Origin of the sequence: Methylovorus menthalis (genome assembly GCF_020523625.1) — a bacterium.
Taxonomy (GTDB): Bacteria; Pseudomonadota; Gammaproteobacteria; order Burkholderiales; family Methylophilaceae; genus Methylovorus; species Methylovorus menthalis.
Genome location: NZ_JAJAQH010000006.1, coordinates 1410849 through 1437068, shown reverse-complemented (window position 1 = coordinate 1437068; position 26220 = coordinate 1410849). Strand labels below are relative to the sequence as shown.

The window sequence follows — 26220 nt, the reverse complement described above, 5'->3', positions numbered from 1 at the left end:
ATCTCGATTCATTCATTAAATAAGGGGATTGTGATGTTGAATACACCTGTAAAGAGTCTTGTTGCCCTGATGTTTGCTGCTAGCTTTGCTGCGCCTGTTTTTGCTGCTGATGAAGCTGCCGCACCTGCTGCTGAGTCAGATTGGACCTTTCCAAGCAGCATTGGCTTTGTCAGTGATTACATCTTCCGTGGTCAGTCACAAACTTGGGGCAAGCCTGCTGCTCAGCTGAGCGTTGAGGCAGACCACAAGTCTGGTTTGTATGCTGGTTTCTTTGCTTCCAATGTTTCTGACAAATGGTTGCCAGGCGCCAATCTGGAAACCGATATCTATGCTGGTTTCCGTAACACCATTCCTAGCACAGCTGTTGGTTACGATGTTGGTGCAATCTACTACATCTATCCGGGTGCAGATTGGCAAGATTCTGCTTTCAACCCACCAATCTATCCAGCTGGTACCACCAAGGCCAATCGCCTGAATACATTGGAAATCTACGGCTCTCTGACTTATCAGTGGCTGACGTTCAAGACCGGTATCACTACTACTGAATACTGGGGCTGGAATACCAACAACTCTCCTGTGAATGGTGGTTTTGCTGGCGACCTCAGCGCAGGCGTAACTGGTAGCACCAAGGGTTCGTATTTCTACGAGCTGGATGCTGTCTATGAAGTGGTGCCAACCTGGAACCTGTCAGGTCAAGTCGGTCATCAAGTGATCAACAACTCGACCGGTCTGGACATCACTTACTACAAGGCGGGTGTCACCAAAACCTTTGACAAGGGCTGGTCTGTCGGTGCTTTCTACTCCGGTACCAACGAACCTGATGCCTACAAGAACTTCCTGAGTCTGGAAAACACGGTATCCAAGTCGGATATCGCCAAAGATAAGTTCTTCGTTTCGATCTCCAGAGCATTCTAATTTCTGGTCAATACGGCGGCTGAGGCCGCCGTATTGGTTTTTTACGTCCATTTTCGATACGGAGTTCTGTCATGAGCACCTCTTTAAAATCCTCTTTGAACGGATGGCACCTGTGGGGCCTGGCCGTTGGCCTGGTGATTTCAGGTGAATATTTCGGCTGGAGCTACGGCTGGGCGCAAGCCGGTACGCTGGGCTTTCTGGTCACCGCGATCCTCATCGCGATCATGTATACCACGTTTATTTTCAGCTTTACCGAGCTGACAACTTCCATTCCACACGCAGGTGGGCCTTTTGCCTACGCGCGACGTGCCTTGGGTTCCAAGGCGGCCTTTATTGCGGGCTTTGCCACGCTGGTGGAGTTTGTATTTGCGCCACCGGCGATTGCCATGGCGATCGGCGCTTATCTCAATGTGCAGTTCCCGGGCGTTGACCCCAAGCTTATGGCGGCGGGTGCCTACGTGATTTTTATTGGTCTCAACATCATTGGCGTGCGCATTGCAGCGACCTTTGAGCTGTTCGTGACCATTCTGGCGATTATCGAATTGCTGGTGTTCATGGGCGTGGTTTCGCCTGGATTCTCTTTCAGCAACTTCGTGGCCAACGGCTGGTCCGGCGAGAGCACCTTCAGCATGGCAGCGATCCCCGGCATTGTGGCGGCGATTCCGTTTGCGATCTGGTTCTTCCTGGCGATTGAAGGCGTTGCCATGGCAGCAGAAGAAGCCAAAGACCCGAAGCGCACCATTCCCAAGGCTTACATTGCCGGTATTCTGACCCTGGTAGCGCTGGCGATTGGCGTGATGATATTTGCCGGTGGTGCTGGTGACTGGCGTACCCTGTCCAACATCAATGATCCATTGCCACAGGCGATGAAGATGATCGTCGGTGAAAACAGCGGCTGGTTGCATATGCTGGTGTGGATTGGCCTGTTCGGCCTGGTGGCTTCTTTCCACGGCATTATCCTGGGCTATTCCCGCCAGATTTTTGCCCTGGCCCGTGCTGGTTACATGCCCAAGTATTTCGGCGAAGTGCATCCCAAGTTCAAGACCCCGCACCGTGCGATCATTGCTGGTGGTGTGGTGGGCGTGGCCGCGATTTTCAGTGATGACCTGATCCAGTTCGGCGGCATGACGCTGACTGCCAACCTGATCACCATGGCGGTGTTCGGCGCGATTGTCATGTACATCATGTCCATGATCAGCCTCTTTGCCTTGCGTAAAAAAGAGCCTAACCTGGAACGTCCGTTCACCGCGATTGCCTATCCATTGTTCCCTGCAATTGCGCTGGGTCTGGCAGTCGTCAGCCTGGTGACCATGATCTACTATAACCAGCTGCTGGCCTTTATCTTTGTCGTGCTGATGGCGCTGGCCTATGTTTACTACAGCGTAACCCAGCATCATCGCGATGCCTCTGCGGATAACGTGATTGCAGGGTCAGTTGTCTAGTTTCAATGTTTTGAATTGTGTGTAACAAAGGCCGTACTTGAGTCAGCAATCGGGAGCCTTCAAGGCCTCCGGTGCTGACCGGCCGCAGATGCTGCGCCAGGCAATAGCCGGACGTAAAGCAAACGCCGCAGTAAGTACGGCCACTCTCAACCCTATGGATGCATGCCATGAAATACAGTCATAGCGTAGGCCAAGTCCACTATACCTTTACCGATTTGAAAGATGTGCTGGCCAAAGCGACGCCAGCGCGCTCCGGCGATTATCTGGCTGGTGTGGCCGCGGAGACTTATGCCGAACGGATGGCCGCCCGCATGTGCCTGGCCGATATTCCCTTGCGCCAGTTCCTGCAGGAAGCGGTCGTGCCTTATGAAGAAGATGAGGTGACGCGCCTCATCATGGATACGCACGACGCCACGGCATTTGCCGAGATCAGTCATCTCACCGTGGGCGGTTTTCGTGACTGGTTGCTCTCCGATATCGCCGATAGTGCCACGCTGAAGCGTGTGGCTCCCGGTATCACCCCGGAAATGGCGGCGGCTGTCAGCAAGCTGATGCGCAATCAGGATTTGATTCTGGTGGCGCGCAAGTGCCATGTGACCACGGCGTTTCGCAATACCATCGGTTTGCCTGGCCGCCTGTCGGTGCGCCTGCAACCCAATCACCCTACTGACGATGCGCGTGGCATTGCTGCCTCCATGCTGGATGGTCTGCTGTATGGCTCCGGCGATGCCGTAATCGGTATTAATCCGGCGACCGATAGCATTCCGGCGCTGATGGACCTGTATTACCTGGTGGATGAAGTCATCAATCAATATGGCATTCCCACCCAATCCTGCGTACTCACCCACGTCACCAACCAGATTCAGGTGATGGAGAAAGGCGCGCCAGTCGATCTGGTGTTCCAGTCGATTGCCGGTACCGAAAAAGCCAACCAGAGTTTTGGCATCAATCTGGGCATTTTGCAGGAAGCTTACGACGCGGCACTGGCGCTCAAGCGCGGCACGGTCGGCAATAACGTCATGTATTTTGAAACTGGGCAGGGCTCGGCCTTGTCTGCAAACGCCAATTTCGGCGTGGACCAGCAAACGGTGGAGGCGCGCGCCTATGCCGTAGCACGCCGCTTCTCGCCCTTGCTCAGCAATACCGTAGTGGGCTTTATTGGCCCGGAATATCTTTACGATGGCAAGCAGATTATCCGTGCAGGACTGGAAGATCACTTTTGCGGCAAGCTGCTGGGTCTGCCGCTAGGCTGCGATGTCTGCTACACCAACCATGCCGAGGCCGACCAGGACGACATGGATACCCTGATGACGCTACTGGGCGCGGCGGGCATCACCTTTATCATGGGTATCCCTGGTGCGGACGACATCATGCTGAATTACCAGACTACCTCGTTCCATGATGCGCTCTATCTGCGCAAGGTACTGGGCCTGAAGCCTGCGCCGGAATTTGAGCAATGGCTGATGAAAATGAACATCATGGATGCCCAGGGTCTGGTGCAGCCGGTGCGTATTGGTCATCACATGTTGCAAAACATGCCCAAGAATCTGTTGAGTGCGGCGTAATTCCTCATGAACGAAAACGAGCAACCTCTCAAGTCAGAAGCCTTGGCCGATGACCCATGGCAACAGCTGAAAGGCTTTACCCGCGCGCGTATCGCCCTCGGGCGCGTCGGCAGCAGCCTGCCCACGCGTGAAGTGCTGGACTTTGGCATGTCGCATGCCATGGCGCGCGATGCCGTGCATCTGGCACTGGATATGGATCAGCTGGCTGCCGGGATTGCCGAGCTTGGTTACGACACCGTGCAGGTGAATAGCTGCGCACCGGATCGCGCGACCTATCTGCTACGGCCAGACCTCGGGCGCCGCCTCAGCGATGCCGATAGCGAAAAACTGCTCGCCATGCGCAGCGCCAGCCCGATAGACCTGCTCATCGTGGTCGGTGACGGCTTGTCATCGCTGGCGGTGGAGCGGCATGTGCAGGGCTTGCTGGCTGAGATCAAGGCGATTTTTCCGCCAGACTGGAGCACAGGCCCGGTGGTGTTGGTCCGCCAGGCGCGTGTGGCTATTGCCGATACCATAGGCGAGTTGCTCAATGCCCGCATGGTCGCCATGCTGATCGGCGAGCGTCCCGGCCTGAGCTCGCCTGATAGCCTGGGTGTATACCTGACCTATGATCCCCGTACCGGCCGCAATGATGCTGATCGCAACTGCATTTCGAATGTGCGGCCAGAAGGCTTGATATATGCGGCTGCCGCCCGAAAATTGCTGTGGCTGGCACGGGAATCCATGCGGCTCAAGCTATCGGGGGTGGCACTGAAGGATGAGAGTGATGCGGTGGAAATCGAAGTGCAGGCCGCACCGCGTTTGCCCGGGGAAACTGCCTGATTAGAATTCTTCGTCGGTCAGGTTGTAGGTCTGCATATTGCCGTTTTCCACCTTGTACAGCGTCATGGTGATCTTGCTGAACTGTATGCCCTCGGTCGTGCTCGATTCTTCCAGCTTGAAGGCTTCTGATCTTGCCAATGCGCCATTGTGCAGGTTGCGGTAGCGGATATCGTAATTGCCGGGGTTGACCTTGGTCAGGGTGAATTTCCCGCGGGCCGGAATGAAAAACTGCCGTACCGGAAACGCCTGATCATCACCCAGATAGACCAGTTTCACGAATACATCTCCATCGTTCTGACGATTATCCACGGTAACGGTCGATAGACCCTTCATGCGTAATTTTGGGTAGCCATCCACATAACCTGCACTATGCGGCCACGGCGCGCCATTGGGCGCAAACGGGTCGCGCTTGCTGGCAGCAAGAGTGGCTTCCGGCTCCATGGGCGGGGTGGCCACATACTGCTTGGGCATGGTGACCGCCGGTGCCTGCTTGTCGCTGCTGAATGTCCAGATAAAGACGGCGCTGCTGATGTAAAGCAGGCCATATCGCAAAAGATGCTTCACGGCCCAGTTCTGGCGCAGACGGCTCGCAAAAACGTTCGACGATTTCGGAGGCGGGGTCTCGGTGCGGGTCTCCGTCCGGCTGGCTCTCGGCTGCTCGGGTGGCGGAGGCGGTGGAGACCGGCGAACTACTAATTCCTGCTCGGCAATCCACACATCATGCGATTTGCGTTTTTCCTGATCGGACAGCACTTCATAGGAGGTGTTGATCAGCGCCATGATGCGCGAAGCCTCGGCGTTATCCGGATTACGGTCTGGATGGTACTTTTGCGACAGGGTTTTATAGGCCGCACGAATCACTTCGGGTGGCGCGTTGCGCGCGACCTTGAGGTTGTCGTAATGCGTATGCAGTTTCTTACGCATTGTCCCGATGTGTATTGATGTGGCCGACAATTGCTTGCGGCGCGCTGGCAGTGCTGATCATGGTCTATGCCGATTTATCGTTTTGATGGCTCTTCCCAAGCCGTGTTGCATGATAATCAAAGCGTCATGCTGGTGCAATAATCCTTTATGACTAATGACTTAAATCATGCCGCCCCTTGTATTGCCCCGGAATCGGCCTCTGCGGCTGATTTGCGGCGTAAATCGTCAGGGTGTAAATAATCAATCTACTTTTTTTTGCACAGCTCTTATAATAGCCGTTTTACTTCAAGCACATCGTTTGCGCCTTGCGCTGCATTGCAGAATTCATGAGTCCTAGTCAAAAATTTGCCACCGATGATGTCCGTATCAAGGAAATCAAGGAGTTGCGCCCACCGTCAGACCTGCTGGATGAATGGCAGGCGACGAGTGCCACGACTGACAATATCCTCGAAACCCGCGCTGCCATTCACCGTATCCTGCACAGCTCAGATGATCGCCTGCTGGTGATCATCGGGCCGTGTTCCATCCACGATTACGATGCAGGCGTCGAATATGCCAAGCGCCTGCTGCAAGAGCGTAGTCGCTTGTCGGCCGATCTTCTGATCGTCATGCGGGTGTATTTTGAGAAACCACGCACCACCGTGGGCTGGAAAGGGCTGATCAACGACCCTTACCTGGATGGCAGTTTCCGCATCAACGAAGGCCTGCAGCTCGCCCGTCGCTTCCTGCTGGAAGTCAATGAACTGGGCATGCCTGCCGGTACCGAATTCCTGGATACCATTACGCCGCAATACACCGCCGACCTGGTGAGCTGGGGCGCTATTGGTGCGCGCACTACCGAGTCGCAGGTACATCGCGAGCTGGCCTCTGGCCTGTCGTGCCCGGTAGGTTTCAAGAACGGCACGGATGGCAATATCCGCATTGCAGTTGATGCGATCAAGGCAGCCGCCAGCCCGCATCATTTTCTGTCTGTTACCAAAGAAGGCCATTCCGCGATTGTTTCGACCAGCGGTAATGAAGACTGCCATGTGATTCTGCGCGGCGGCAAGGAGCCCAACTACGAAGCGACTTATGTGGAAGCAGCGGCGCATGAGCTGGCGACTGCCGGATTGGCTGCCAAGGTGATGATCGATTGTTCACATGCCAATAGCCTCAAGCAATACCGGCGTCAGCTGGATGTGGCGCTGGATGTCGCTGGCCAACTGGCGGGTGGCGATGATCGTATTATCGGCGTGATGGTGGAGTCGCACCTGAACGAAGGGCGGCAAGAGCATAGCCCAGGCTGCACGCTGGAGTATGGAAAATCGATTACCGATGCCTGCCTGGGATGGGATGACACGGTTTCCTTGCTGGATACGCTGGCCGCTGGTGTGCGTGCCCGCCGCAAATTTCAGGAAGAAATCGAGTAAGTCATAAGCGCCCGAAGAGCACCCGGATGGGCGGAGGTTGGCGATAGAAAAAAGGCTTGATGATGGACAACCTGCGGGTGCCCTACATCAAGCCTTTGTTTTTAGGAAGAAATACTAGTTAAGCGGATGCAGGCGACGGAAGGTGGTTGATGGCAGTTCGCCGAACATCTTTTTGTATTCTTGCGAAAAATGCCCGAAGTGCCAGAAGCCCCAATGCGTCGCGGCTTCGGTCACCGAGTTGGCGGTTTTCAGCATGCGGCGCACGCCATTCAGGCGTTCCGCGCGTAAAAAGGCAATCGGGCTGATGTCCAGTGCCTGCTCGAAATGGTATTGCAGGCTACGGCGGCTAGTGCCCAGTTTCTGGCACAAATCCGCCACGGTTAGCGCCTGCGTATCCGGCTGGCTAACCAGCTCGCGCACTTCGGCGATCATCTTCCATGATTTTGCGCCCGGCACATGAATGGCTTCCACGGCTGGCAACAGACAGTCGGCAATGACCTCCAGCCCGGCCATGCGCACGCTTTCGAGAAAGGCGTTGCTGTAGGCCAGCTCAGGGGTGGTGGCGAGACGTTCAAAGGTGCCGGAAAGATAGGTGCACAGCTTGATCCAGGCAGTTTCACTTACAGGAAGCAAGCGCGCCTGCTTGATCACATTCATCAGCTGCGCCTGCTCATCGGGGCACAGGGCCGCCAGCAGGACTTCGCGCTTGATGGTCAGCACGCCCACCAGGGTTTCCTGGGCGGAGATATATTCAAACCCCTGATTGCCGGAATATAGATGGACGGCCGCAGGCTGGCAGGTGCTGCCACAGAACATGCCATGCGGTCTTTGCAGGGGGACGCCAATCGCGATGACATCGTCGCCAAGATGACCACTCTGGTAGAGCACCTGATTGGTGTACTCGAGAAACAGATGCATGTCGCGCAGGTAAAGCTCCGAGACATAGCCTTCAAACGCCCCGGCAGAGAGTTGCAGGTAATCCTGGTTCCAGCCCTTGAGCAAGCTGGCCTGATGTTCAAAATCCCCGGTCTGTTGATGCTGTATCAGGCTGGATGTCATGGTGCTCAGTGCGGTATGAGATGCAGTTTGCATACGGCCTCTGTTCTGAATGGATGTTATCAAGAACACTTCAGCAAAAAACATGCCCATGCGCACTATGGCGTTAATGCTTTGGTTTGCATGGTATTTGTCAGCTTGCACAAGTGATTCTGCACCTGCCGGGTGCATGTTCATCAAATAAAGGTGCATGCATCGATGTATGCCGTGTGCAAGGCAGTCTGCGGTAAAATGCCCGCCATGGAAAATTCTACTATTGCATTTATTGAATCGCTGGATCAGGAAGGGCGCGGTGTCGCCCATGTGGACGGCAAAACTATTTTTATTGACGGCGCGCTGCCGAGCGAGCAGGTGACCTACAAATCGCATCGCCGCAAATCCAGCTATGAAGTGGCGGATGTGGTGGAGATATTGCAGCCATCCAATCTCAGAACCACGCCCAAATGCCCGCATTTTGGCTATTGCGGTGGCTGTGCCTTGCAGCATCTGGATTTCTCCGGACAAGTGGCGGCCAAGCAGCGCCTGCTGGAGGGCAATCTCCGCCACATCGGCAAGGTCAAGGCCGAAACCATGTTGCCCCCCATTTACGGCCCGGCATGGGGCTATCGCCACAAGGCACGCTTGCGTGTGCGGCATGTGGCGAAAAAAGGTGGTGTGCTGGTCGGCTTTAATGAAAAAGCCAGCAGCTTTGTCGCCCATATGGATAGCTGCGAGGTGTTGCCGCCTCATGTGTCGGCGCTGATCGTGCCTCTGCAGCACATGATAGGGCAATTGAGCGTGCGCGAGCGTCTGCCGCAGATTGAGGTGGCGGTGGGTGAGCAGGCCACCGTGCTGGTGTTGCGCATACTCGAGGCATTACGGCCAGAAGACGGTCCCATCCTCAAGGCGTTTGCCGATACGCATGCCGTGCAGATATGGACCCAGACCAAGGGGCCAGATACCGTTATGCCGTTTTACCCTTTGAATGGCCCGTCGTTGACCTATTCACTGCCAGAGTTCCAGCTGACCTATCCTTTCAAGCCGACTGAATTCACCCAGGTAAACCCGCATATTAATCGCGTTATGTTGCGCCGCGCCATGCAATTGCTTGGTGCCCAGCCGCAAGAGCGTATCGCCGATTTCTTCTGCGGCCTGGGTAACTTCACGCTGCCTATCGCACGTAGCGGGGCGACCGTGCTGGGGATGGAAGGCTCGGCCGCGCTGGTGGCACGTGCGGTGGAAAGCGCCAGCCTGAATGGCCTGGCCGACCAGGTTGAATATCGCGAGGCCGATCTGTTCAAGATGACACCGGAATCGCTGCAATCACTGGGGTATTTTGATAAATGGCTGATTGATCCGCCGCGTGATGGCGCACTTGAGCTGATCAAGTCGCTGGCTGATGTTGTTCCCGGTGAGGACGGCGCATTGCCCTTGGCTCCCAAGGTGGCAGGGCCTGAGCGCATTGTATATGTCTCGTGCAATCCTGCGACGCTGGCGCGCGATGCAGGCGTGCTGGTCAACTTCAAGGGCTATCGTCTGTTGGCTGCTGGCGTCATCAATATGTTCCCCCACACCTCGCATGTGGAATCGATTGCCCTGTTTGAAAAGATGCAGACCACAGGCGCCTGACGTGGGGCACCAGATTCAGGCCATGACATCCAGGCCATAACATCCAATCTCGACCAGGCGCTTTGTTAGCCTAAAAGCGCTTGGTTAGGGTTTCCAGCATCAGCCCCGGTACTTTTTGCAGGCCGTAGCGCGGGTCATCGGGAAAGGGTTGGAGCTTGCCTGTGCGCTGATAGCCCAGACGCTCGTAATAGGCAATGAGGCTGGTGCGCAGGGTGATCACCGTCATGGAGATGTCGCTGGCTTGCCAGCGCTGCCGGGCGGTTTGCTCGGCGTGCGTCAGCAGGGCACGGCCAGTGCCGCACTGCTGCAACCCCGGCTCCACGGCCAGCATGCCCACATAGGCCGACTGGCTGGCCGTCTGCTTGAGGTGGATGGAGGCGATGATCTGCCCGGCCTGCTGGCCAAGCAGAATCCAGGAGGCAGGTGCTGCGATCAGCTCGGACAATTCCTCGGCATCGGTGCGTTGCCCGCCCAGTATGTCAGCCTCGGTGGTCCAGCCACGGCGGCTCGATTCGCCGCGATACGCGCTATTCACCAGGGCGGCCAGTGCGGGAATGTCGGCTGCTTCGGCAACTCTGAAATGCAATGTACTCAAATGTAATCAAGCCTGTAATGTGGCGAGGAAGCCCTTGTGATCCATGGGAACGGAAAACATAGGGAAGTTTTTGGCGATCGCCATCTCCTGTTCTTCCGGGCTCAAGGTGGCGGTGCAATCGCCCAGGGTAATCACCTGGTAGCCCAGCTCGTAAGCGGTACGCATGGTGGACTCCACACAGCAGTTGGTGAGGAAGCCTGCCAGCGCCACGTGCTGGATACCGCGACTGCGCAAGACAAAGTCCAGATTGGTGCTGGCAAACCCGCACAGGCCACGCTTGCCTTCCACTACGATGTCACCCTCAGTCGGCGTCATCACATCCACGATCTCGGCGCCCCAGGTGCCTTTACGGAATGACTGGCTATCCACCACACCTTTGAGGATGCCGTATGGCGCGCTGGGCAGCTCCCGGTAGTCTGGCGTAAAACTGATGGGCACATGCACGATGGTGACGCCCTGAGCACGCGCCTGATTCACGGTATCCACCGTATTCGCCAGCATGTTGTTCTGCGCCATGACGCCGCTTACCGCGCCATGCAGGCTGCCGCCTTCGGACGTAAAGTCATTTTGAAATTCAATCAGTACCAGTGCCGTTTGCTTGGGATTCATTTCATCTCCTGAATATTGGGGAAAGGGCGGCGCCATGGCAGCCCGACATGCCATCAGACTGCTGCGCGGCAGGATATATTGCCTGCATCAACGCGCTAGTCTGCTACAGGCGCATAAAAAAGCAATACTCCCTAAATGTAATAGAATGCGAGGCAGCTGGTATCGACAATGAGGGGAAAAGGAGTGACGCTTGCGTAAGTATTTAAGCGCTTGGTGGCTTGGCTTGGCGCTGGTGCTCAGCAGCTGCACGCCATCCGCCCCCGACACCGCGGTGCACATGGGGCTGGCGCAGGCGCCGGTTAATCTGGACCCTCGCATGGCGACGGATGCCGCCTCTGCCCGCGTCAATCGTCTGCTGTATCAGGCCCTGGTGCGCTTTGACGCCCATGCCCGACCACAACCCGCGCTTGCCGACTGGCAACAACTGGCCCCTGAGCATTACCGTTTTCATTTGCTTAAGCCCGTGCCGCGTTTTCATGATGGTACAGCCCTGACCGCCTATGATGTCGTCGCGACCTATCAGTCATTGCTCAAGCCTGGCGTCAGTCCGCTGGCCGCCGAGTTTTCCCATATCCGCAAGGTGTGGGCAGTGGATGATGCCACCATCGATTTCACGCTGGATGCGGCAGACCCGGAATTTCCAGCACGCCTGATCATCGGCATTTTGCCGGCGCATCTCATTGCGGCCGGGCATGATTTCAGCCGCCAGCCGGTGGGCAGCGGGCCATTGGCTTTTGTCAGCTGGCGCGGGCCACTGGTATTGCAACGCTGGTCTGACGGTCAGCGCTATGTGCTGGAAGAGGTCAAAGACCCAACCGTGCGCGTGCTAAGGCTGGTGCGTGGGGAAATTGACCTGCTGGCAGGCGATCTGCCGCCCGAGCTGCTGGTATATCTGCAACAACAGGCGGCGCTCAAGGTGGAACATACGCAGGGCGCCAATTTTTCGTATATCGGCTTTAATCTGCAAGACCCGCTGCTCTCCAATCCCAAGGTGCGCCAGGCCATTGCCTATGCTATTGATCGGCCTGCCATCGTGCGCCAGGCCTTGGTGCCGGATAGCCGGCTGGCAGCTGCCATTTTGCCGCCCGAGCACTGGGCGGGCAATGCCAGCCTGCCAGCCTATGCCCATGATCCGCAGCTGGCACGCGAGCTATTGCAGGAGGCGGGGGTGCGCCTGCCGCTGACGCTGGTTTACAAAACCTCCACTGATGCGCAGCGGGTGCGGCTTGCCACCATGTTGCAGGCGCAAATGCGCGAGGCGGGCATAGAGCTGCAGATACGCAGCCTGGATTGGGGCACGTTTTTTGATGATATTCGCCAGGGCCATTTTCAGATGTACAGCCTCAACTGGGTGGGCATTCGCACGCCGGATATCTACCGGCTGGCGTTTCATTCGGCAAGCATCCCGCCGCTCGGCGCCAACCGGGGGCGGTTGCACGATGCAGAATTGGATGCCCTGATAGACCAGCGCGACTGGCTCGCGGCCACGCAGCGTATTCATGCACTGCTGCCGTATGTGCCGCTCTGGTACGAAGGGCAGTTTGTCGCCATGCGACGTGGCCTGTACCATTACACGCTGGCAGCCGACGGTAATTGGGATGGCCTCATCACGGTAACGCGACACAGTACAAACGACCATGAAGATTAATATTTCCTTTAAAAAGCAACAGCTTGATGTGCTGGATGATGACGGCAATCTGCTGGCGACCTACGCCGTTTCTACTGCGCTGAATGGCCCCGGCGAGCAGAAGGATAGCGGATGCACGCCGCGTGGCGCGCATATCGTACGGGCCAAGATAGGCGCGGGCGCAGCGCCTTATACGGTGTTTCGTGGCCGTCGCCCCACAGGTGAAATCTGGACGCCTGAGCTGGCCGCCCAATATCCGGGACGCGACTGGATATTGACCCGTATTCTCTGGCTTTCCGGCTGCGAGCCTGGCGTTAACCGGCTGGGGCAGGTGGATAGCATGCAGCGCTACATCTACATTCATGGCACACCCGATACCGAACTCATGGGCGTGGCGGCTTCGCATGGCTGCGTGCGCATGCGCAATACGGATGTCATCGCGCTGTTTGATCTGGTACCGGTGGGAACACCCGTATTGCTTGAGGATGATACGGCGCGTGATTAAGCGATTGTGGGGCGTGCTGCCGGTGGTCTTCGGCGTGCTGCTGCTGACTTTCCTGCTCCTGCATCTGGTGCCGGGCGATCCGGTGGATGTCATGCTGGGAGAATCTGCCGCCGTGGCGGATCGTGCCCAGCTGCGGGCTGAACTGGGGCTGGATCAGTCGTTGCCTGTGCAGTTTGTGCAATACCTCAATCATCTTGCCCATGGCGATTTCGGGCGATCCATCCATAGCGGGCAGGCCGTGAGCAGCTTGCTGGCAGAGCGCCTGCCAGCCACGCTCAAGCTCGCCACCCTGGCCTTGCTGATCGCCTTGCTGGTGGGGCTGCCGCTCGGCATCATCGCCGCTCTCCGCGCCCGGCATTGGCCAGATACCGTGGCATCCCTGTTCAGCCTGTCATTATCGGCCATGCCACATTTCTGGCTGGGGCCCTTGCTCATGCTGCTGTTTGGCCTCTGGCTGGGCTGGCTGCCGATCAGTGGCATGACGCCAGTTTCTGCCATTATCCTGCCCGCCCTGACGCTGGGCTTTGGCCTGAGTGCGATCCTGACCCGCATGACACGCGCCAGCTTGTTGGAAGTGCTGAGCGAAGATTTTGTCCGCACGGCCCGGGCCAAGGGCTTGAGCGAGTCGCATGTGATCTTGCGCCATGCCCTGCGTGCTGCCTTGCTGCCGGTGGTGACAGTTATTGGTCTGCAGATGGGCAGCCTGCTGGCAGGCACGGTGATTACGGAAACCGTGTTTGGCTGGGATGGTCTGGGCCGTCTGCTGGTGGAGTCCATCGAAAAACGTGATTACCCGGTGACCCAGGCCTGTGTGCTGGTGATTGCGCTGACTTATGTGCTGGTGAACCTCTGCACCGATATTGCCTATCAGCGGCTGGATCCGCGCGTGCGCCTGTCATGAAGCAACTGCCTGCACTGGTGATACTGTTCTGGCTGGCCGCCGTGGTGCTGGCCGCGGTGGTCGATCTAAGCCCCGACCATATCCAGCTCGAACACATCCTGGCTTCTGCGGATCGCCATGCCTGGCTGGGCTACGATGATCTTGGCCGCAATATACTGGCGCGTTTGCTCAGTGGGGCAGGGGTGTCACTGCTGGTGGTAGGGGCGGTTACGCTAATCACCTTGTCGATAGGCACCATGCTCGGCTTGCTGGCCGGCTTTTATGGCGGCTGGCTGGACCGCCTGCTGATGCGCATCACCGATATCTTCCTGGCCTTTCCGGGCATGCTGCTGGCGATTGCGTTTGCCGCTGTGCTGGGCCCGGGCCTGAATAACCTGCTGCTGGCCTTGTGCATGACCTCGTGGGTGGGCTATGCGCGCCTGACCCGAGCGCAGGCGCTCTCGCTGCGGCAACGCCAGCATGTGCAGGCGTCCGAAGCCCTTGGCGCCAGCCCGTGGCGGCTGATGCGGCACCACATGCTGCCCTTGCTGGCGGCACCGCTGGTGGTGGAGGCGACCTACAGCATGGCGGGGCTGGTGATTGCGGAGGCCAGCCTGTCCTTCCTCGGGCTGGGCGTGCAGGCACCGCAGGCATCGTGGGGCAGCATGTTGCGCGATGGCGTGCGCTATCTGCTGGTGGCGCCGCATTACGTGCTGGCTACCGGTATCAGCCTGATGTCGCTGGTGCTGGCGATCAATCTGCTGGGCGATCGCCTGCGCGACCATTGGGATGTGAAGCGGGCATAAGCGGAAAAAGCTGCTACTATTCTGGCATCGCTTTCCAAAACATATTCCCCCGTGCAGACACCGCGTAGTTACCGCTATTACGACCTCATGATGGCTGCTTTTGTCACTGTGCTGGTCTGCTCCAACCTGATAGGTCCGGCCAAGATTTCGCAGATCGACGTGCCGGTGCTGGGCACGCTGACCTTCGGTGCGGGCCTGCTGTTTTTCCCTATCTCCTTCATTTTTGGCGATATCCTGACCGAGGTGTACGGCTATTCCCGTTCACGCAAAGTTATCTGGGCCGGGTTTGGTGGCCTGGCCTTTGCCTCGTTCATGGCGTGGATGATCGTCGCCTTGCCGGCCGCGCCGTTCTGGCATAACCAGGAAGCCTATGAAGTTGCATTTGGCTCGGCCTGGCGCGTATCGCTGGCTTCGCTGGTGGCCTTTGCTGCAGGCGAGTTTGTGAATTCCTACATCATGGCGAAAATGAAAGTCATGACCGCCGGGCGCTGGCTGTGGATGCGCACCATCGGTTCTACCATCTTCGGTGAAGGCGTGGATTCGGCGCTGTTTTATCCCCTGGCGTTTTACGGTAGCGGGGTGATCCCCGATGACAAGCTGCCGCTGGTGATGCTGGCGCAATTTGTGGCCAAGGTCGGCGTGGAGGTAGTATTCACCCCGGTAACGTATAAAGTGGTTGCCTGGCTCAAGCGTGTCGAAAATGAGGATTACTACGACCGCCATACCGATTTCAATCCGTTTGCCCTGAAAACCGATACTTAACATCAAGCTCTTGAAAACCAAACCATGACCTTAGGCCCGATTATGCTGGATGTGGTTGGCACCGAACTGGATGCCGACGATATCCGCCGTTTACAACACCCGCTGGTGGGCGGGGTGATCCTGTTTGCGCGCAACTACCAGTCGCCCGCCCAACTGAAAGCGCTGACCGCCAGTATTCATGCCGTGCGCCAGCCGCCCTTGCTGATAGGTGTGGACCATGAGGGTGGCCGCGTGCAGCGTTTCCGCGATGGGTTTACCCGCATTCCGCCCATGCGCGAATTCGGAAAGATCTGGGATAAACAACCGAAAAAAGCCAAACAGCTGGCCGAAGAAGCGGGCTGGCTGATCGCCGTGGAGCTGCGTGCACACGGTATCGATTTCAGCTTTACGCCGGTGCTGGATATGGATTATGGCGTCAGCCAGGTGATCGGTGACCGTGCCTTTCACATGCAACCCCAAGCCATTGCCGAGCTGGCCTATGCGCTTATACAAGGCTTGAGGCGCGGTGGCATGGCGGCAGTGGGCAAGCATTTTCCCGGCCATGGTTTTATTGCCGCGGATTCGCACGTCGCGATTCCCGTGGATGAGCGCAGCTTTGACGAGATTGCCTCTACCGACATGCAGCCTTTCCGCCAGATGATCGATGATGGCTTGCCCGCCATCATGCCTGCGCATGTGATCTATCCCAAGGTGGATGACAAGCCGGCTGGCTTTTCGGAGCGCTGGTTGCAGAAAGTGCTGCGTCAGCGCCTGGCGTTCAATGGCGTGATTTTCAGTGATGATCTCTCGATGGAAGGCGCCGTAGTGGCGGGCAATGTTACCCAGCGTGCGCTGGCAGCACTGAACGCCGGCTGCGATATGGCCTTGCTGTGTAATCGTCCCGACCTTGCCGATGAACTGCTTGAACATCTTGAGTGGAATATTTCAGCCCCTAGCCTGGCGCGGCTCGCCCGCATGCATGGCAAACTGCATCCGGCGGACATGACGGCCCTGCGCGAGAGCCATGAGTATATTGAGGCGGTACATACCATCAGCCAGATCGGCATCCATGAAGATGATTTGTTCGCCGAGGCCTCGTAATCGGCTATACGAAATGTCATGCCAAGGTTGAAACTTTACCGATGTTTGTTTAGTCTTAACAATTGATTGATGCAATTGATTGAATTACAGGTTTTTTTGATGAGGAACGCAAATGATGCAAAGCAATTATGAGATCGCACGTAATTCCGAAGTGCTGGTTGCCGATAGCAACAAGGTACTGCGCAATACTTACGCGCTACTCGGACTCAGCATGATCCCCACCGTGATCGGTGCATTCATCGGCATGAGCATGAACTTCAGCTGGGCTGCCCAGCACCCCATCATGTTTGCCCTGGCTACACTAGCTGGCATGTTCGGCCTGTTTTATGGCATTCAGGCCAACCGCAATAGCGGCCTGGGTGTGATTCTGCTGCTCGCCCTGACCCTGTTCATGGGCGTGATGCTTGGCCCTATCCTGCAAGTCGCGCTCCAACTGCGTAATGGTGGTCAGCTGATTGGCCTCGCTGCAGGCGGCACTGGCATTATCTTCCTGACACTGGCTGGTATTGCGACCACCACCAAGAAGGATTTCAGCTTCATGGGCAAGTTCCTGATGGTCGGCATTGTGCTACTCATCATTGCTTCCTTGGCCAATATGTTCTTCCAGATTCCAGCCTTCTCGCTGGCCTTGTCTGGCGTGGCTGTGCTGCTGTTCTCAGGCTTTATCCTGTATGACGTGAGCCGCATTGTGAATGGTGGCGAAACCAACTACGTGATGGCGACATTGGCTATCTACCTGGATATCTACAACTTGTTCGTCAACCTGCTGCAGATTCTGATGGCAGTGCTGGGTGACCGTGACTAACGATTTGCCTTGATCGCTGGCAAGCGGATCAAACCGGCCGAAATGGCCGGTTTTTTTATGTCTGTTGCGCGTGAAAAGTGGGATTGGCGGATATCCGCCGATAGGGCTATTCAGGGATATTGGAATTTTTCGATAGCGCTTTTTTGCTTGCACGGCGGGCCGAGAAAAAGCGACTCAGCATGCTGCCGCACTCTTCGGCCAGAATGCCACCTGCCACCTCGGTATGGTGGTTGAGCCTGGCTTCTGCCATCAGGTCAATCACGCTGCCGCAGCTGCCGGTCTTGGGGTCGCGGGCGCCATACACCAGCCGGGCGATGCGGGCATGCTGTATGGCGCCGCTGCACATGGCGCAGGGTTCCAGCGTGACGTAGAGGGTGCAGCCTACCAGCCGATAGTTGCCAATCGCCGCGGCGGCCTCGCGCATGGCCTGGATTTCTGCGTGTGCGGTAGGGTCGTGGCGTCCTATGGGGGCATTCATGCCACGGCCGATGATCTTGTCATCCAGCACGACGAGCGCGCCGACGGGGACTTCGCCAGCATCAGCGGCGGCTTGCGCCAGTAGCAGAGCCTGTTGCATGAAGGCCTCGTCAATGGCGAGCTGTTCGGCGTCGGGTGTGATGGGGGTTGGCTGCGTCATGAGTAAGTGGGCTTGGTAATGGAGTGGCTTATAGTTTTTTAATGCCTAGTTTTTTAATTTCGCGCTTGAGCGCATGCAAACTGGCAGCAGATGGTCGACCATAACGCAGTTGCAGATAAAGCGACGTAATCGCCGCGATCTTCGCTGCCTGCATAGGCAACTGGTCTTGAGCGCGATGGCTGAAATCCTGCGCGCCTTCCTGTGGCGCTTGCTGCAAACCTGCACGTGCCATTTTCCGCAGAAACCTGGCATAAATCCGTTGCAGCGGGTCACGCGCTGTTTTATCCCGCAGCAGTATCCAACTGATGACACCTAGTACCAGTGCCGTGACCGCGATAAACAGTGCCGTGAGTAGTGATAATGGAAAAGATGCGCCAAAAAATCGGGACAGCAATTCGGCCTGCTTTTGCTGATTGTAACCCAGCACCCACTGGTTCCAGCTGTTGTTGACGGCGTCCCAGTTGAGGTAAAGCTTGCGCAGCAACGGGTAATCGCGCCGTGCCAGCAACGGCAGGCTGGCGGTTTCACTAATGGCGCTGGCGATGCCAGCTTCGATGCGCGATGGCGAAACGGCTGCTGTGGGGTCCACACGCACCCAGCCACGATTGGGTAGCCAGACTTCGGTCCAGGCATGGGCATCGGATTGACGCACGATCAGGTACTGGCCCACCGGGTTCAACTCACCGCCCTGATAACCCGTGACCACCCGCGCTGGAATTCCTGCGGCCCGCATCAGAAAGGCAAAGCTCCCGGCATAGTGCTCACAGAATCCGCGTCGCGAGTTGAACAAAAAGTCATCAATGCTATTTGTGCCCAGTGGAGGCGGGGTGAGGGTGTAATAGAAGTTTTGTTGGCGAAACATGCGGAGCGCGGCATCTACAATGGCCTGGTGGTCTGTTAGTTGCGCGCGCCATTGCTCGGCCAGGGCGCGCGCCTTGGGGTTGCCCTGCTGGGGCAATTGCAGCAGATAACGTTCGGCCACGGGGGATAACTGGCTGGCCAGGGTGTAGTCCGTATGCGATACGCCTTCATAGCGTATGCGGGTGCGTACCGGTTCACGCGCCAGTATCTGCAGGTCCGGGCTCGCCAAGGCGCCTTCCGGCAATTGCGATGGCATATCCAGCACCAGCATCCATGGCTGGTTATGCGGCTCCAGCGTGAGATTGTAGCGAACAGCCTCGCCGCGTACCGAGAGCGATTCCCTTGGCAGGTAAGCAGCGCGTGCATCGGCAAGCCACTCCCGCCCATCGAAAAAGCCAAATACAGGCCCACGCCAGTATAGCTGGCTGGCCTTGGGCGGCGCTCCGGCAAAGCTGACACGAAAAGCCGTGGCGCCAGACAGGCTGAGCTCGCTGATATCGCCGAGGCGCATGCGGTCAGAAAGCCCCGTCATGCTCTTGTAGCTATCTTTGGGGACGCCCCATAACGGCCCCGGCAGGCGGGGGAACAGCACAAACAGCACCAGCATCAGTGGAATGGCTTGCCCCAGCAGGGTGAGCGCCAGGCGTAACTGCATGCCATGATTCGCGTCGGCCTGGGGTTTTTGCAGGCCGATCAGGGCCGCCGTCAGGCCGGTTACCGGAATAAGCATGCCGGCCGCGACCAGCATGGACTGACCAAACAGGAAGGCGTTGACGGTGAGGAAATAGGCTATGAAGATCACCAGCATGAAGTCGCGGCTGGTACGGGATTCCAGCAGCTTCAACCCCAGCATGAGCGTGAGCAGGGCTACGCTGGCATCCCGTCCAAACAGCCCATCGAAGCTGGCGACGATGCCCGCAATGCCCAGCAGTGTCAGCGGCAGCAATACGGGCATGCGCGGCAGCGACCAGCCCCGTGACTCAATCAGCCAGCGCCAGCCGAAAATGAGGGCCATCAGGCCATTGATCCACAGCGGCAAGTGGGCGATATGCAAACCCCATACCGCCAGCAGGGAAAGGAGCAGCCAGATCACATCACGGCGCTGCGGCGTGAAGTTGCGCAGGGCGTGGCGTGTCACGCTCATGCGGGCAGCTCCATCAGCGCCAGGGCTTGCAGGCAACGGTGGTAATGCGCTTCGCCGCGATCCGCCGCCAGTGTGAGGTGCGGCAGGCGCAGGCCATAGCGGCCTCCGCCCTGATGGGCTTCCAGTATCCAGCGCACCAGCTGGCAGATGCGCTCTTCGCCATCGGCCCCTTTGGTTTCATGCCAATCCAGCCAGACGCTGGAAACCGGCTCGCCCTGAAAATGCTTGCTATACATGCCTTGCTCACGCGAGGAGGCTTTCCAGTCGATGCGGCGTGGTGAGTCGCCCGGCCGATAGTGACGCAGCCCGGCAAAATCCTGATCGCCCAGCAGGCTATCCCGGCTGCCTTTGCCTGCCTGATCTGTGCTGGAGGCGCTACTGCTGCCAGACGCTGCCGGGCGTGGGTAAACCAGCACCCGACAATCCGTATCGGCATACGACCATGCCTGCAACAGGCCTAGCGGAAATACGGTGAATAGAGTCAGGCGCCCGGGTTCGCTCCAGCCGCGACGCGTGGTGGGGTAAGCAAGCGTGATGGTGCCGGATTGCCTAGGCGGGATATCGGTGCTCTGCGGCTGCAAGCTAGCTTCGCAGTAGGCATAAATGGCGTGGCGCATGCGGCCGGAAGACTCCTGAAGCCGGATTTCCAGCGCGGCATTTTCTCCGGCAAAGACCGGGCTTGCCTGGCAGTGGCTGATTTCCAGCCAGGCGAGATTGCGCCAGGTATGCAGCATGCAGACGATGCCCAGCGCAGCCAGCAGAAAGGTCAGCACAAAGCCCAGGCTCAGGCTGTAATTGATGCTGCCCAGCAGCATGGCGATGATGATAGTGCCGTAAAGCGTGCCAGCGCGAGTGGGCAGGATGTAAATGTGGCGGGTGGTGAGAACGGGACCTCGGCGGGCATCGGCGCGTGCAGTGCGTAGCCAGCGTTTCCAGTTCAGGGAGGATTTTATAAAGGCGGCAGGGCGGCTCACAGGCGTTGGGCTGGCCGCGCGCTAGGGGATGGCGACCGCGTTCAGTAAATGCAGCCCGCTATCCGCATGCGATTCCATGCCGACTGCCCATTGCAGACGGTGACCCGCGACACCGGGCAGTACCGCCTGGATGTCTTCGGGAATCACAAAGTCACGGTTGTGCATGAGCGCCCAGGCTTGTGCGCATTGACGCAAGGCGAGCCCGGCGCGGGGCGATAACCCGGCGCTGTAATCCACCGCTTGCCGGCTGTATTGCAGCAGGGCTTGCAGGTAATCCAGCAGGGCATCTGAAAGGTGTACGTGGTCCACTTCGGCCTGCAAGGCCATCAACTCGACCGCGCTGATGCAGGCTTCGACTTCGCCGACATGGGCGCGGCCACCATTGTTTTGCAGCAACGAGCGCTCGGATTGTGGGTCGGGATACCCCAGCCGGATGCGCATCAGGAAGCGGTCCAGCTGCGATTCCGGCAGGGGAAACGTACCGATATGATGGGTGGGATTCTGCGTGGCAATCACGAAAAATGGGGTTGGCAACGGGCGCGTTTCGCCTTCCAGGGTGACCTGGCCTTCTTCCATGACTTCCAGCAGGGCGCTCTGGGTCTTGGGCGTGGCCCGGTTGATCTCGTCGGCCAGCAACACATGCGTAAAGACCGGGCCGGGATGAAACGTGAAGGCGCCGATATTGCGGTCATACACCGAAATGCCCAGCACATCGCCTGGCAACAGGTCGCTGGTGAATTGCACGCGGTTGAATTGCAGCCCCAGTACCTGCGCCAGGGTATGCGAAAGGGTGGTCTTGCCCATGCCGGGCAAATCTTCGATCAGCAGGTGCCCCCGCGCCAGAATGCAGGCCAGCGCCAGCTTGATTTGCTGTTCCTTGCCCAGAATGATGCTGGATGTCGCATGGATGATCTGGGCGGCGACAGGGTGCATGCTGGACATGAGGTTTAGTTGCTTTTGCCGAATTTGTTGGACCAGCGCACCAGCACATACATGATGCCCAGCATCAGGCCTGCGCCTACCCACAGCGCGACATCGGAAGGGATCAGCGAACCATCTTCCACCGGCATGACGATCAGCTTGCGCAGCACTACGATCATGGCAACTTCGATAAAAGCTTCCACTTCGAGTTGGCTGCCACGCAGATAGCGAATCTCTGCTGTAATCAGTGCTGAGATGGACCACAGCAGCATGAGGGTACCGAGGGCATGCAAAAAGCCATGTACCAGATTGTGTGCAGTTGCTGCATCGCGCACATCCACATAAAACAGCCAGGTAAACATCAGCACGGCCACGGCCAGTGCCAGCCCGATAATGATGTGGGCAAAGCCGTTGAGCCAGACCATGGCTTTGACGGCGTAGCGGTTAACGGCATAGAGCTCGCGTGGAATATGCACTTTGTCGAATTGTTCTGGTTTTTCTCTGATCATGATGGCAACTCTTGATGAATGTTAGGTTAGTGAAATGGCCTTCCCCCGGCCATGCCCTTGGTGTTGTGCACCTTGCACTATGGATACACCATGGATTTTGGCACTAGATCAGCAGTTCATCCAGTGCTAGTTTGGAAAATTCGCGAATCAACCAGGCTTGCGCTTTGCCGCCATTGCTGCGCCAAGCGAGAAAACACGGGACTTCTGGCTTGGGCTCGGCCACCTGCTTGATGACCAGTGTGCCATTGGCGACGTGTTTTGCTGCCATGGAGCGGGGCAGGTAACCCACTCCCAGGCCGCGTTGCTGCGCCAGGAGTTTGGAGGCCATATCCGACACCGTGAGCACGTCCTGTCCCTGCAGAATGCCGGAAGTTCTGGGCGCGAGGTCACGCGAGCTATCGGCGGCTGAGATGGAGCGGTACTGCTGAATATCCTGGTTTTGCAGAGGTTCGGGCAGCGCGGCCAGTGGGTGATGGGGAGCTACTGCATAATCAAACTCCACCGTACCCATGGTATGTGTGATGTAACCGCCTCCCGGCGGACCATCTCCCGGGGCGCCTATGGAGATATCAGCCCGGCCGGTGACCAGCGCATCCCAGCTGCCGCCATACACCTCGCGCATCAGGCGGATGCGCGTGCCGAAGCCTTGCGCATAAAAGCTTTCCAGCACCTTGTATACCGGTGCGACAGTAAATAGATCGCTCAAGGCAATGCCGAGTTCGGTTTCTACGCCAGTGGCCACGCGCTTGACGCGTGACTCGATCTCCTGCGCCGCTTGCAATAAACGTCGACCTTCACGCAGCAGCTCGGCGCCTGCTTCTGTCAGCTCGGCTCGATGGCCTTTGCGGTCAAAAATGGCAATGCCGAGATCGCTTTCCAGCTTGCGTACCGTGTAAGTGATGGCGGATGGCACGCGAAACAGCGATTCTGCGGCTGCTGCAAAGCTGCCCTTGCGCGCAATGGCATCGAGCACTTCCAGCGCATCCATGGTGAGAGAGGTGTTCATATTTTTTGAATGAGATATGCAAAATTATTTGCTAATGTCGTCTTCGCCTTAGGTTTAATATGCTCCAGGTCATTCAATATAATTGAATAAAGCATTCATGATCAAGCTAAGAAAATCCCGTGAACGTGGGCATGCCAACCTGGGCTGGCTGGATAGTTACCACTCCTTCTCGTTTTCGAGTTATTACGATCCCGCCTATATGGGCTATTCGGTACTGCGCGTCATCAATGAAGACGTGATTGAGCCTGGCCGCGGGTTTGGCATGCACAGCCACCGTGATATGGAAATCATCACCTATATGTTGCAGGGCGACTTACGGCATGAAGACAGCCTGGGTAGCGGATCAACCATTCATCCTGGCGACGTGCAGCGGATGACCGCAGGCAGCGGCATTTCCCATAGTGAGTTCAATGCCTCCGATTCCGCGCAGGCGCACCTGCTGCAAATCTGGCTGATGCCGGAGCGCGATGGCTTGGCTCCCGGGTATGAAGAGAAGCATTTTCCGTTAGCTGCCAAGCATAATCGCTGGTGCCTGATTGCTTCACGCGATGGCCGCGACAGCTCCTTAACGATTAATCAGAGTGTTGACCTCTACGCCAGTGTGCTTGAGCAGGGTGTACCCTTGCACATGCCGCTGGATACCGGACGCAGCTATTACCTGCAAGTAGCCAAGGGCAGCCTTCAGGCGAATGCCCATGATCTGCTGCAGGGGGACGCGATCAGGATGGATGGCGAAACCACGCTGGAGTTACTGGCGGTCACGGAGGCGGAAGTGCTGCTGTTTGACCTGCCACCCCATCACATTCCCGCAACGCAGTCGATCTAAGGTTTTTTATCTGTATACGCATGTTGTATCTCACTTAACGCATCAGGAGCACACACTATGGCAAACATCGCAATCGTGTATCACAGTGGCTACGGCCACACCGCCGCCCAAGCGCAGGCAGTCGCGCGCGGTGCTGGCAAATCCGCCGGCACGCAAGTGCACTTGCTGACCAGCGAAGAGGCTCAGCAGCAATGGGAACTTTTGGCAGGGGCCGATGCCATTATCTTCGGCAGTCCGACTTACATGGGCTCGGTGTCGGCCAAGTTCAAGGAGTTCATGGAAGCGAGCTCCAAGATCTGGTATGAGCGCGGCTGGCAAGACAAGCTTGCGGCCGGCTTTACGACCTCCGCCAGCCAAAGCGGCGACAAGCTGGATAGTCTGATTCAGCTGTCTGTCTTTGCCGCTCAGCATGGCATGCTCTGGGTCAGTCTGGGTCTGTTGCCCGGCAATAATCATAGTCAGGGCTCGGTAAACGATTTGAATCGACTGGGCAGCTTTCTGGGCGCAATGGCACAAGCCAATAGCGACCAGGGTGCCGATGTGGCGCCAATGCCAAGTGATCTGCTGACTGCCGAACATCTGGGTGAACGCGTAGCCGAGCTAGCCAAGCGTTTGCAGGCTTCTTAATTTTTAGCTGTTATTTTTCTTAATGGGGATTTCAATGAAACACATCATCGCCTCTCTGGCGCTCGTAAGCTTTGCTGGTGTTGCATCTGCCGCGGTTGATACTTACAACATCGATACCGCCCACAGCTTTGCCAACTTCAAGATTCGCCACGTGGTTTCCAAGACTGCAGGCAGCTTCAATGACATCAAGGGCGTGATCAAGCTGGACCCGGATAATCTGGCTAACTCCAGCGTCGATGCCCGCATCAATGTATTAAGCATCAGCACTGGCCTGGCCAAGCGCGATGAGCACATCCAGAAGCCTGAGTATCTGGATGCTGGCGCTTTTAGCGAGATTCAGTTTGTCAGCACCAAGGTCGAAGCCAAGAGCAAAACCCAGGGCGTGATCACCGGTAAATTCACCCTGCATGGCGTGACCAAGGAGATTTCCTTCCCATTCGTGGTATTGGGCTATGGCAATGATCCATGGGGCGGCCAACGCACCGGGATCGAAGCTAACGCGGTAATCAAGGCTTCCGATTACGGCTACACCTGGGGCCAGAAGGTCGGCGCTCCGGTAGGTGACGATATTGAAGTCAATCTGCTGATTGAAGGCGTGAAGCAAAAGTAAGCTAATTCCTGTTCCTAACCTTGGCGTGCTTGCACGCCATTTGTATTTAAAACGTAAAGGAATCTCTCGATGACAGATCTATTCAGCCCGGTAAGCCTGGGTTCCATTCAACTTAAAAACCGCATGGTCATGGCGCCACTGACCCGTAACCGCGCGGGCACCGGCAATGTGCCGACCGATCTCAATGCGCTCTATTACCAACAGCGTGCCAGTGCTGGATTGATCATCACCGAAGCCACGCCTATTTCCGCCATGGCCCATGGTTATCCGGCAACACCCGGTATTCATACCCCGGCACAGGTAGAGGGCTGGAAAAAGGTAGTGCAGGCGGTGCATGCCCAGGGCGGCAAAATTGTTTTGCAACTCTGGCATGTAGGCCGTATTTCGCATCCTTCCCTGCTGCCTGACAATGCGTTGCCTGTGGCGCCATCTGCGATCAAGCCTGCCGGGCAGGCTTTTACCTATCAGGGGCTGCAGGATTTCGTCACGCCACGTGCGCTGGAGCTGGCTGAGTTGCCAGGCATCGTGGCGGATTACGCCGCCGCCACCAAGCATGCGCTGGAAGCAGGGTTTGACGGCGTAGAGGTGCATGCCGCCAATGGGTATCTGCTGGATCAGTTCCTGCGGGATGGCAGCAACAAGCGTACAGACCAATACGGTGGCAGCCTGGAAAATCGCAGTCGCCTGCTGCTGGA

At 57.3% G+C, this 26220-nt stretch carries 27 protein-coding genes; 17 read left to right on the top strand and 10 right to left on the bottom strand.

Annotated features, from left to right (window positions below; translation table 11 throughout):
- The first annotated feature begins 33 nt into the window (after nucleotides 1–33).
- The 4 genes from LG204_RS12615 to eutC all read left to right on the top strand — a co-directional run bounded on the left by LG204_RS12615 (nucleotide 34) and on the right by eutC (nucleotide 4744).
- Entirely contained in the window at nucleotides 34–915 is an 882-nt protein-coding gene (locus tag LG204_RS12615) for a TorF family putative porin (RefSeq protein WP_230337604.1), read from the top strand.
- A gap of 71 nt (nucleotides 916–986) precedes the next feature.
- A complete protein-coding gene (gene eat / locus LG204_RS12610; RefSeq protein WP_230337603.1) occupies nucleotides 987–2357 on the top strand; it encodes an ethanolamine permease in 1371 nt (456 codons plus the stop codon).
- A gap of 167 nt (nucleotides 2358–2524) precedes the next feature.
- A complete protein-coding gene (locus tag LG204_RS12605; protein WP_230337602.1) occupies nucleotides 2525–3922 on the top strand; it encodes an ethanolamine ammonia-lyase subunit EutB in 1398 nt (465 codons plus the stop codon).
- Between the two features lie 6 nt (nucleotides 3923–3928).
- Nucleotides 3929–4744: an ethanolamine ammonia-lyase subunit EutC gene (gene eutC, locus LG204_RS12600; RefSeq protein ID WP_230337601.1), complete on the top strand. Its 816-nt coding sequence runs from the start codon at nucleotides 3929–3931 to the stop codon at nucleotides 4742–4744.
- Here eutC and LG204_RS12595 read toward each other — a convergent pair whose 3' ends face one another.
- Nucleotides 4745–5668 carry a J domain-containing protein gene (locus LG204_RS12595; protein WP_230337600.1) on the bottom strand — a complete coding sequence of 308 codons (924 nt, stop codon included), beginning with the start codon at nucleotides 5666–5668 and terminating at the stop codon, nucleotides 4745–4747.
- A gap of 326 nt (nucleotides 5669–5994) precedes the next feature.
- On the opposite strand from LG204_RS12595, the gene aroG reads away from it, so the two are divergent.
- Nucleotides 5995–7077 carry a 3-deoxy-7-phosphoheptulonate synthase AroG gene (gene aroG / locus LG204_RS12590; protein ID WP_230337599.1) on the top strand — a complete coding sequence of 361 codons (1083 nt, stop codon included), beginning with the start codon at nucleotides 5995–5997 and terminating at the stop codon, nucleotides 7075–7077.
- Between the two features lie 114 nt (nucleotides 7078–7191).
- Here aroG and LG204_RS12585 read toward each other — a convergent pair whose 3' ends face one another.
- Nucleotides 7192–8169 carry a helix-turn-helix domain-containing protein gene (locus tag LG204_RS12585; RefSeq protein ID WP_230337598.1) on the bottom strand — a complete coding sequence of 326 codons (978 nt, stop codon included), beginning with the start codon at nucleotides 8167–8169 and terminating at the stop codon, nucleotides 7192–7194.
- A 195-nt stretch (nucleotides 8170–8364) separates the two neighbouring features.
- On the opposite strand from LG204_RS12585, the gene rlmD reads away from it, so the two are divergent.
- On the top strand, nucleotides 8365–9741 hold the full coding sequence (rlmD, locus tag LG204_RS12580; RefSeq protein WP_407664207.1) for a 23S rRNA (uracil(1939)-C(5))-methyltransferase RlmD: 1377 nt from the start codon (nucleotides 8365–8367) through the stop codon (nucleotides 9739–9741).
- A 70-nt stretch (nucleotides 9742–9811) separates the two neighbouring features.
- Here rlmD and LG204_RS12575 read toward each other — a convergent pair whose 3' ends face one another.
- Entirely contained in the window at nucleotides 9812–10336 is a 525-nt protein-coding gene (locus tag LG204_RS12575) for a GNAT family N-acetyltransferase (RefSeq protein WP_230337596.1), read from the bottom strand.
- 6 nt (nucleotides 10337–10342) lie between these two features.
- Complete coding sequence (locus LG204_RS12570; protein ID WP_230337595.1) at nucleotides 10343–10945, bottom strand: cysteine hydrolase; 603 nt, start codon at nucleotides 10943–10945, stop codon at nucleotides 10343–10345.
- Between the two features lie 190 nt (nucleotides 10946–11135).
- On the opposite strand from LG204_RS12570, the gene LG204_RS12565 reads away from it, so the two are divergent.
- The 7 genes from LG204_RS12565 (at nucleotide 11136) to LG204_RS12535 (ending at nucleotide 17410) form a co-directional block, all read left to right on the top strand.
- Nucleotides 11136–12593: an ABC transporter substrate-binding protein gene (locus tag LG204_RS12565; RefSeq protein WP_230337594.1), complete on the top strand. Its 1458-nt coding sequence runs from the start codon at nucleotides 11136–11138 to the stop codon at nucleotides 12591–12593.
- A complete protein-coding gene (locus LG204_RS12560; protein WP_230337593.1) occupies nucleotides 12583–13077 on the top strand; it encodes a L,D-transpeptidase in 495 nt (164 codons plus the stop codon). The genes LG204_RS12565 and LG204_RS12560 overlap by 11 nt, the downstream gene beginning before the upstream one ends.
- On the top strand, nucleotides 13058–13978 hold the full coding sequence (gene nikB / locus LG204_RS12555) for a nickel ABC transporter permease (RefSeq protein WP_230337897.1): 921 nt from the start codon (nucleotides 13058–13060) through the stop codon (nucleotides 13976–13978). The genes LG204_RS12560 and nikB overlap by 20 nt, the downstream gene beginning before the upstream one ends.
- Nucleotides 13975–14763, top strand: coding sequence for an ABC transporter permease (locus tag LG204_RS12550; RefSeq protein ID WP_230337592.1), 789 nt, complete (start codon nucleotides 13975–13977; stop codon nucleotides 14761–14763). Before nikB ends, LG204_RS12550 begins: the two co-directional genes overlap by 4 nt.
- A 51-nt stretch (nucleotides 14764–14814) precedes the next feature.
- Nucleotides 14815–15525 carry a queuosine precursor transporter gene (locus tag LG204_RS12545; protein ID WP_230337591.1) on the top strand — a complete coding sequence of 237 codons (711 nt, stop codon included), beginning with the start codon at nucleotides 14815–14817 and terminating at the stop codon, nucleotides 15523–15525.
- A gap of 24 nt (nucleotides 15526–15549) precedes the next feature.
- Entirely contained in the window at nucleotides 15550–16605 is a 1056-nt protein-coding gene (nagZ, locus tag LG204_RS12540) for a beta-N-acetylhexosaminidase (protein ID WP_230337590.1), read from the top strand.
- A 112-nt stretch (nucleotides 16606–16717) separates the two neighbouring features.
- Nucleotides 16718–17410, top strand: coding sequence for a Bax inhibitor-1/YccA family protein (locus LG204_RS12535; RefSeq protein ID WP_013441802.1), 693 nt, complete (start codon nucleotides 16718–16720; stop codon nucleotides 17408–17410).
- A gap of 106 nt (nucleotides 17411–17516) precedes the next feature.
- Here LG204_RS12535 and tadA read toward each other — a convergent pair whose 3' ends face one another.
- The 6 genes from tadA to LG204_RS12505 all read right to left on the bottom strand — a co-directional run bounded on the left by tadA (nucleotide 17517) and on the right by LG204_RS12505 (nucleotide 23462).
- The gene (gene tadA / locus LG204_RS12530; RefSeq protein ID WP_230337589.1) at nucleotides 17517–18047 is read right to left on the bottom strand and encodes a tRNA adenosine(34) deaminase TadA; all 531 of its coding nucleotides are present in this window, start codon (nucleotides 18045–18047) and stop codon (nucleotides 17517–17519) included.
- Nucleotides 18048–18075: 28 nt separating this feature from the next.
- Nucleotides 18076–20052 (bottom strand): transglutaminase TgpA family protein, encoded by a 1977-nt coding sequence (locus tag LG204_RS12525; RefSeq protein WP_230337588.1) that lies wholly within the window; start codon nucleotides 20050–20052, stop codon nucleotides 18076–18078.
- The gene (locus LG204_RS12520; protein WP_230337587.1) at nucleotides 20049–21026 is read right to left on the bottom strand and encodes a DUF58 domain-containing protein; all 978 of its coding nucleotides are present in this window, start codon (nucleotides 21024–21026) and stop codon (nucleotides 20049–20051) included. Before LG204_RS12520 ends, LG204_RS12525 begins: the two co-directional genes overlap by 4 nt.
- 21 nt (nucleotides 21027–21047) lie before the next feature.
- A complete protein-coding gene (locus tag LG204_RS12515) occupies nucleotides 21048–21968 on the bottom strand; it encodes an AAA family ATPase (RefSeq protein ID WP_230337586.1) in 921 nt (306 codons plus the stop codon).
- Nucleotides 21969–21973: 5 nt separating this feature from the next.
- Nucleotides 21974–22456, bottom strand: a complete 483-nt coding sequence (locus tag LG204_RS12510; protein ID WP_230337585.1) for a phosphate-starvation-inducible PsiE family protein — start codon at nucleotides 22454–22456, stop codon at nucleotides 21974–21976.
- 103 nt (nucleotides 22457–22559) lie between these two features.
- The gene (locus tag LG204_RS12505) at nucleotides 22560–23462 is read right to left on the bottom strand and encodes a LysR family transcriptional regulator (RefSeq protein ID WP_230337584.1); all 903 of its coding nucleotides are present in this window, start codon (nucleotides 23460–23462) and stop codon (nucleotides 22560–22562) included.
- A gap of 97 nt (nucleotides 23463–23559) precedes the next feature.
- On the opposite strand from LG204_RS12505, the gene LG204_RS12500 reads away from it, so the two are divergent.
- From LG204_RS12500 to LG204_RS12485, 4 genes are all read left to right on the top strand, one after another.
- Nucleotides 23560–24288 (top strand): pirin family protein, encoded by a 729-nt coding sequence (locus tag LG204_RS12500; protein WP_230337583.1) that lies wholly within the window; start codon nucleotides 23560–23562, stop codon nucleotides 24286–24288.
- A 57-nt stretch (nucleotides 24289–24345) separates the two neighbouring features.
- A complete protein-coding gene (locus LG204_RS12495) occupies nucleotides 24346–24915 on the top strand; it encodes a flavodoxin family protein (RefSeq protein WP_230337582.1) in 570 nt (189 codons plus the stop codon).
- A 34-nt stretch (nucleotides 24916–24949) separates the two neighbouring features.
- Complete coding sequence (locus LG204_RS12490) at nucleotides 24950–25525, top strand: YceI family protein (protein WP_230337581.1); 576 nt, start codon at nucleotides 24950–24952, stop codon at nucleotides 25523–25525.
- A 69-nt stretch (nucleotides 25526–25594) separates the two neighbouring features.
- Nucleotides 25595–26220, top strand: a 626-nt coding sequence (locus LG204_RS12485; RefSeq protein ID WP_230337580.1) for an alkene reductase, incomplete at its 3' end; no start/stop codon positions are given.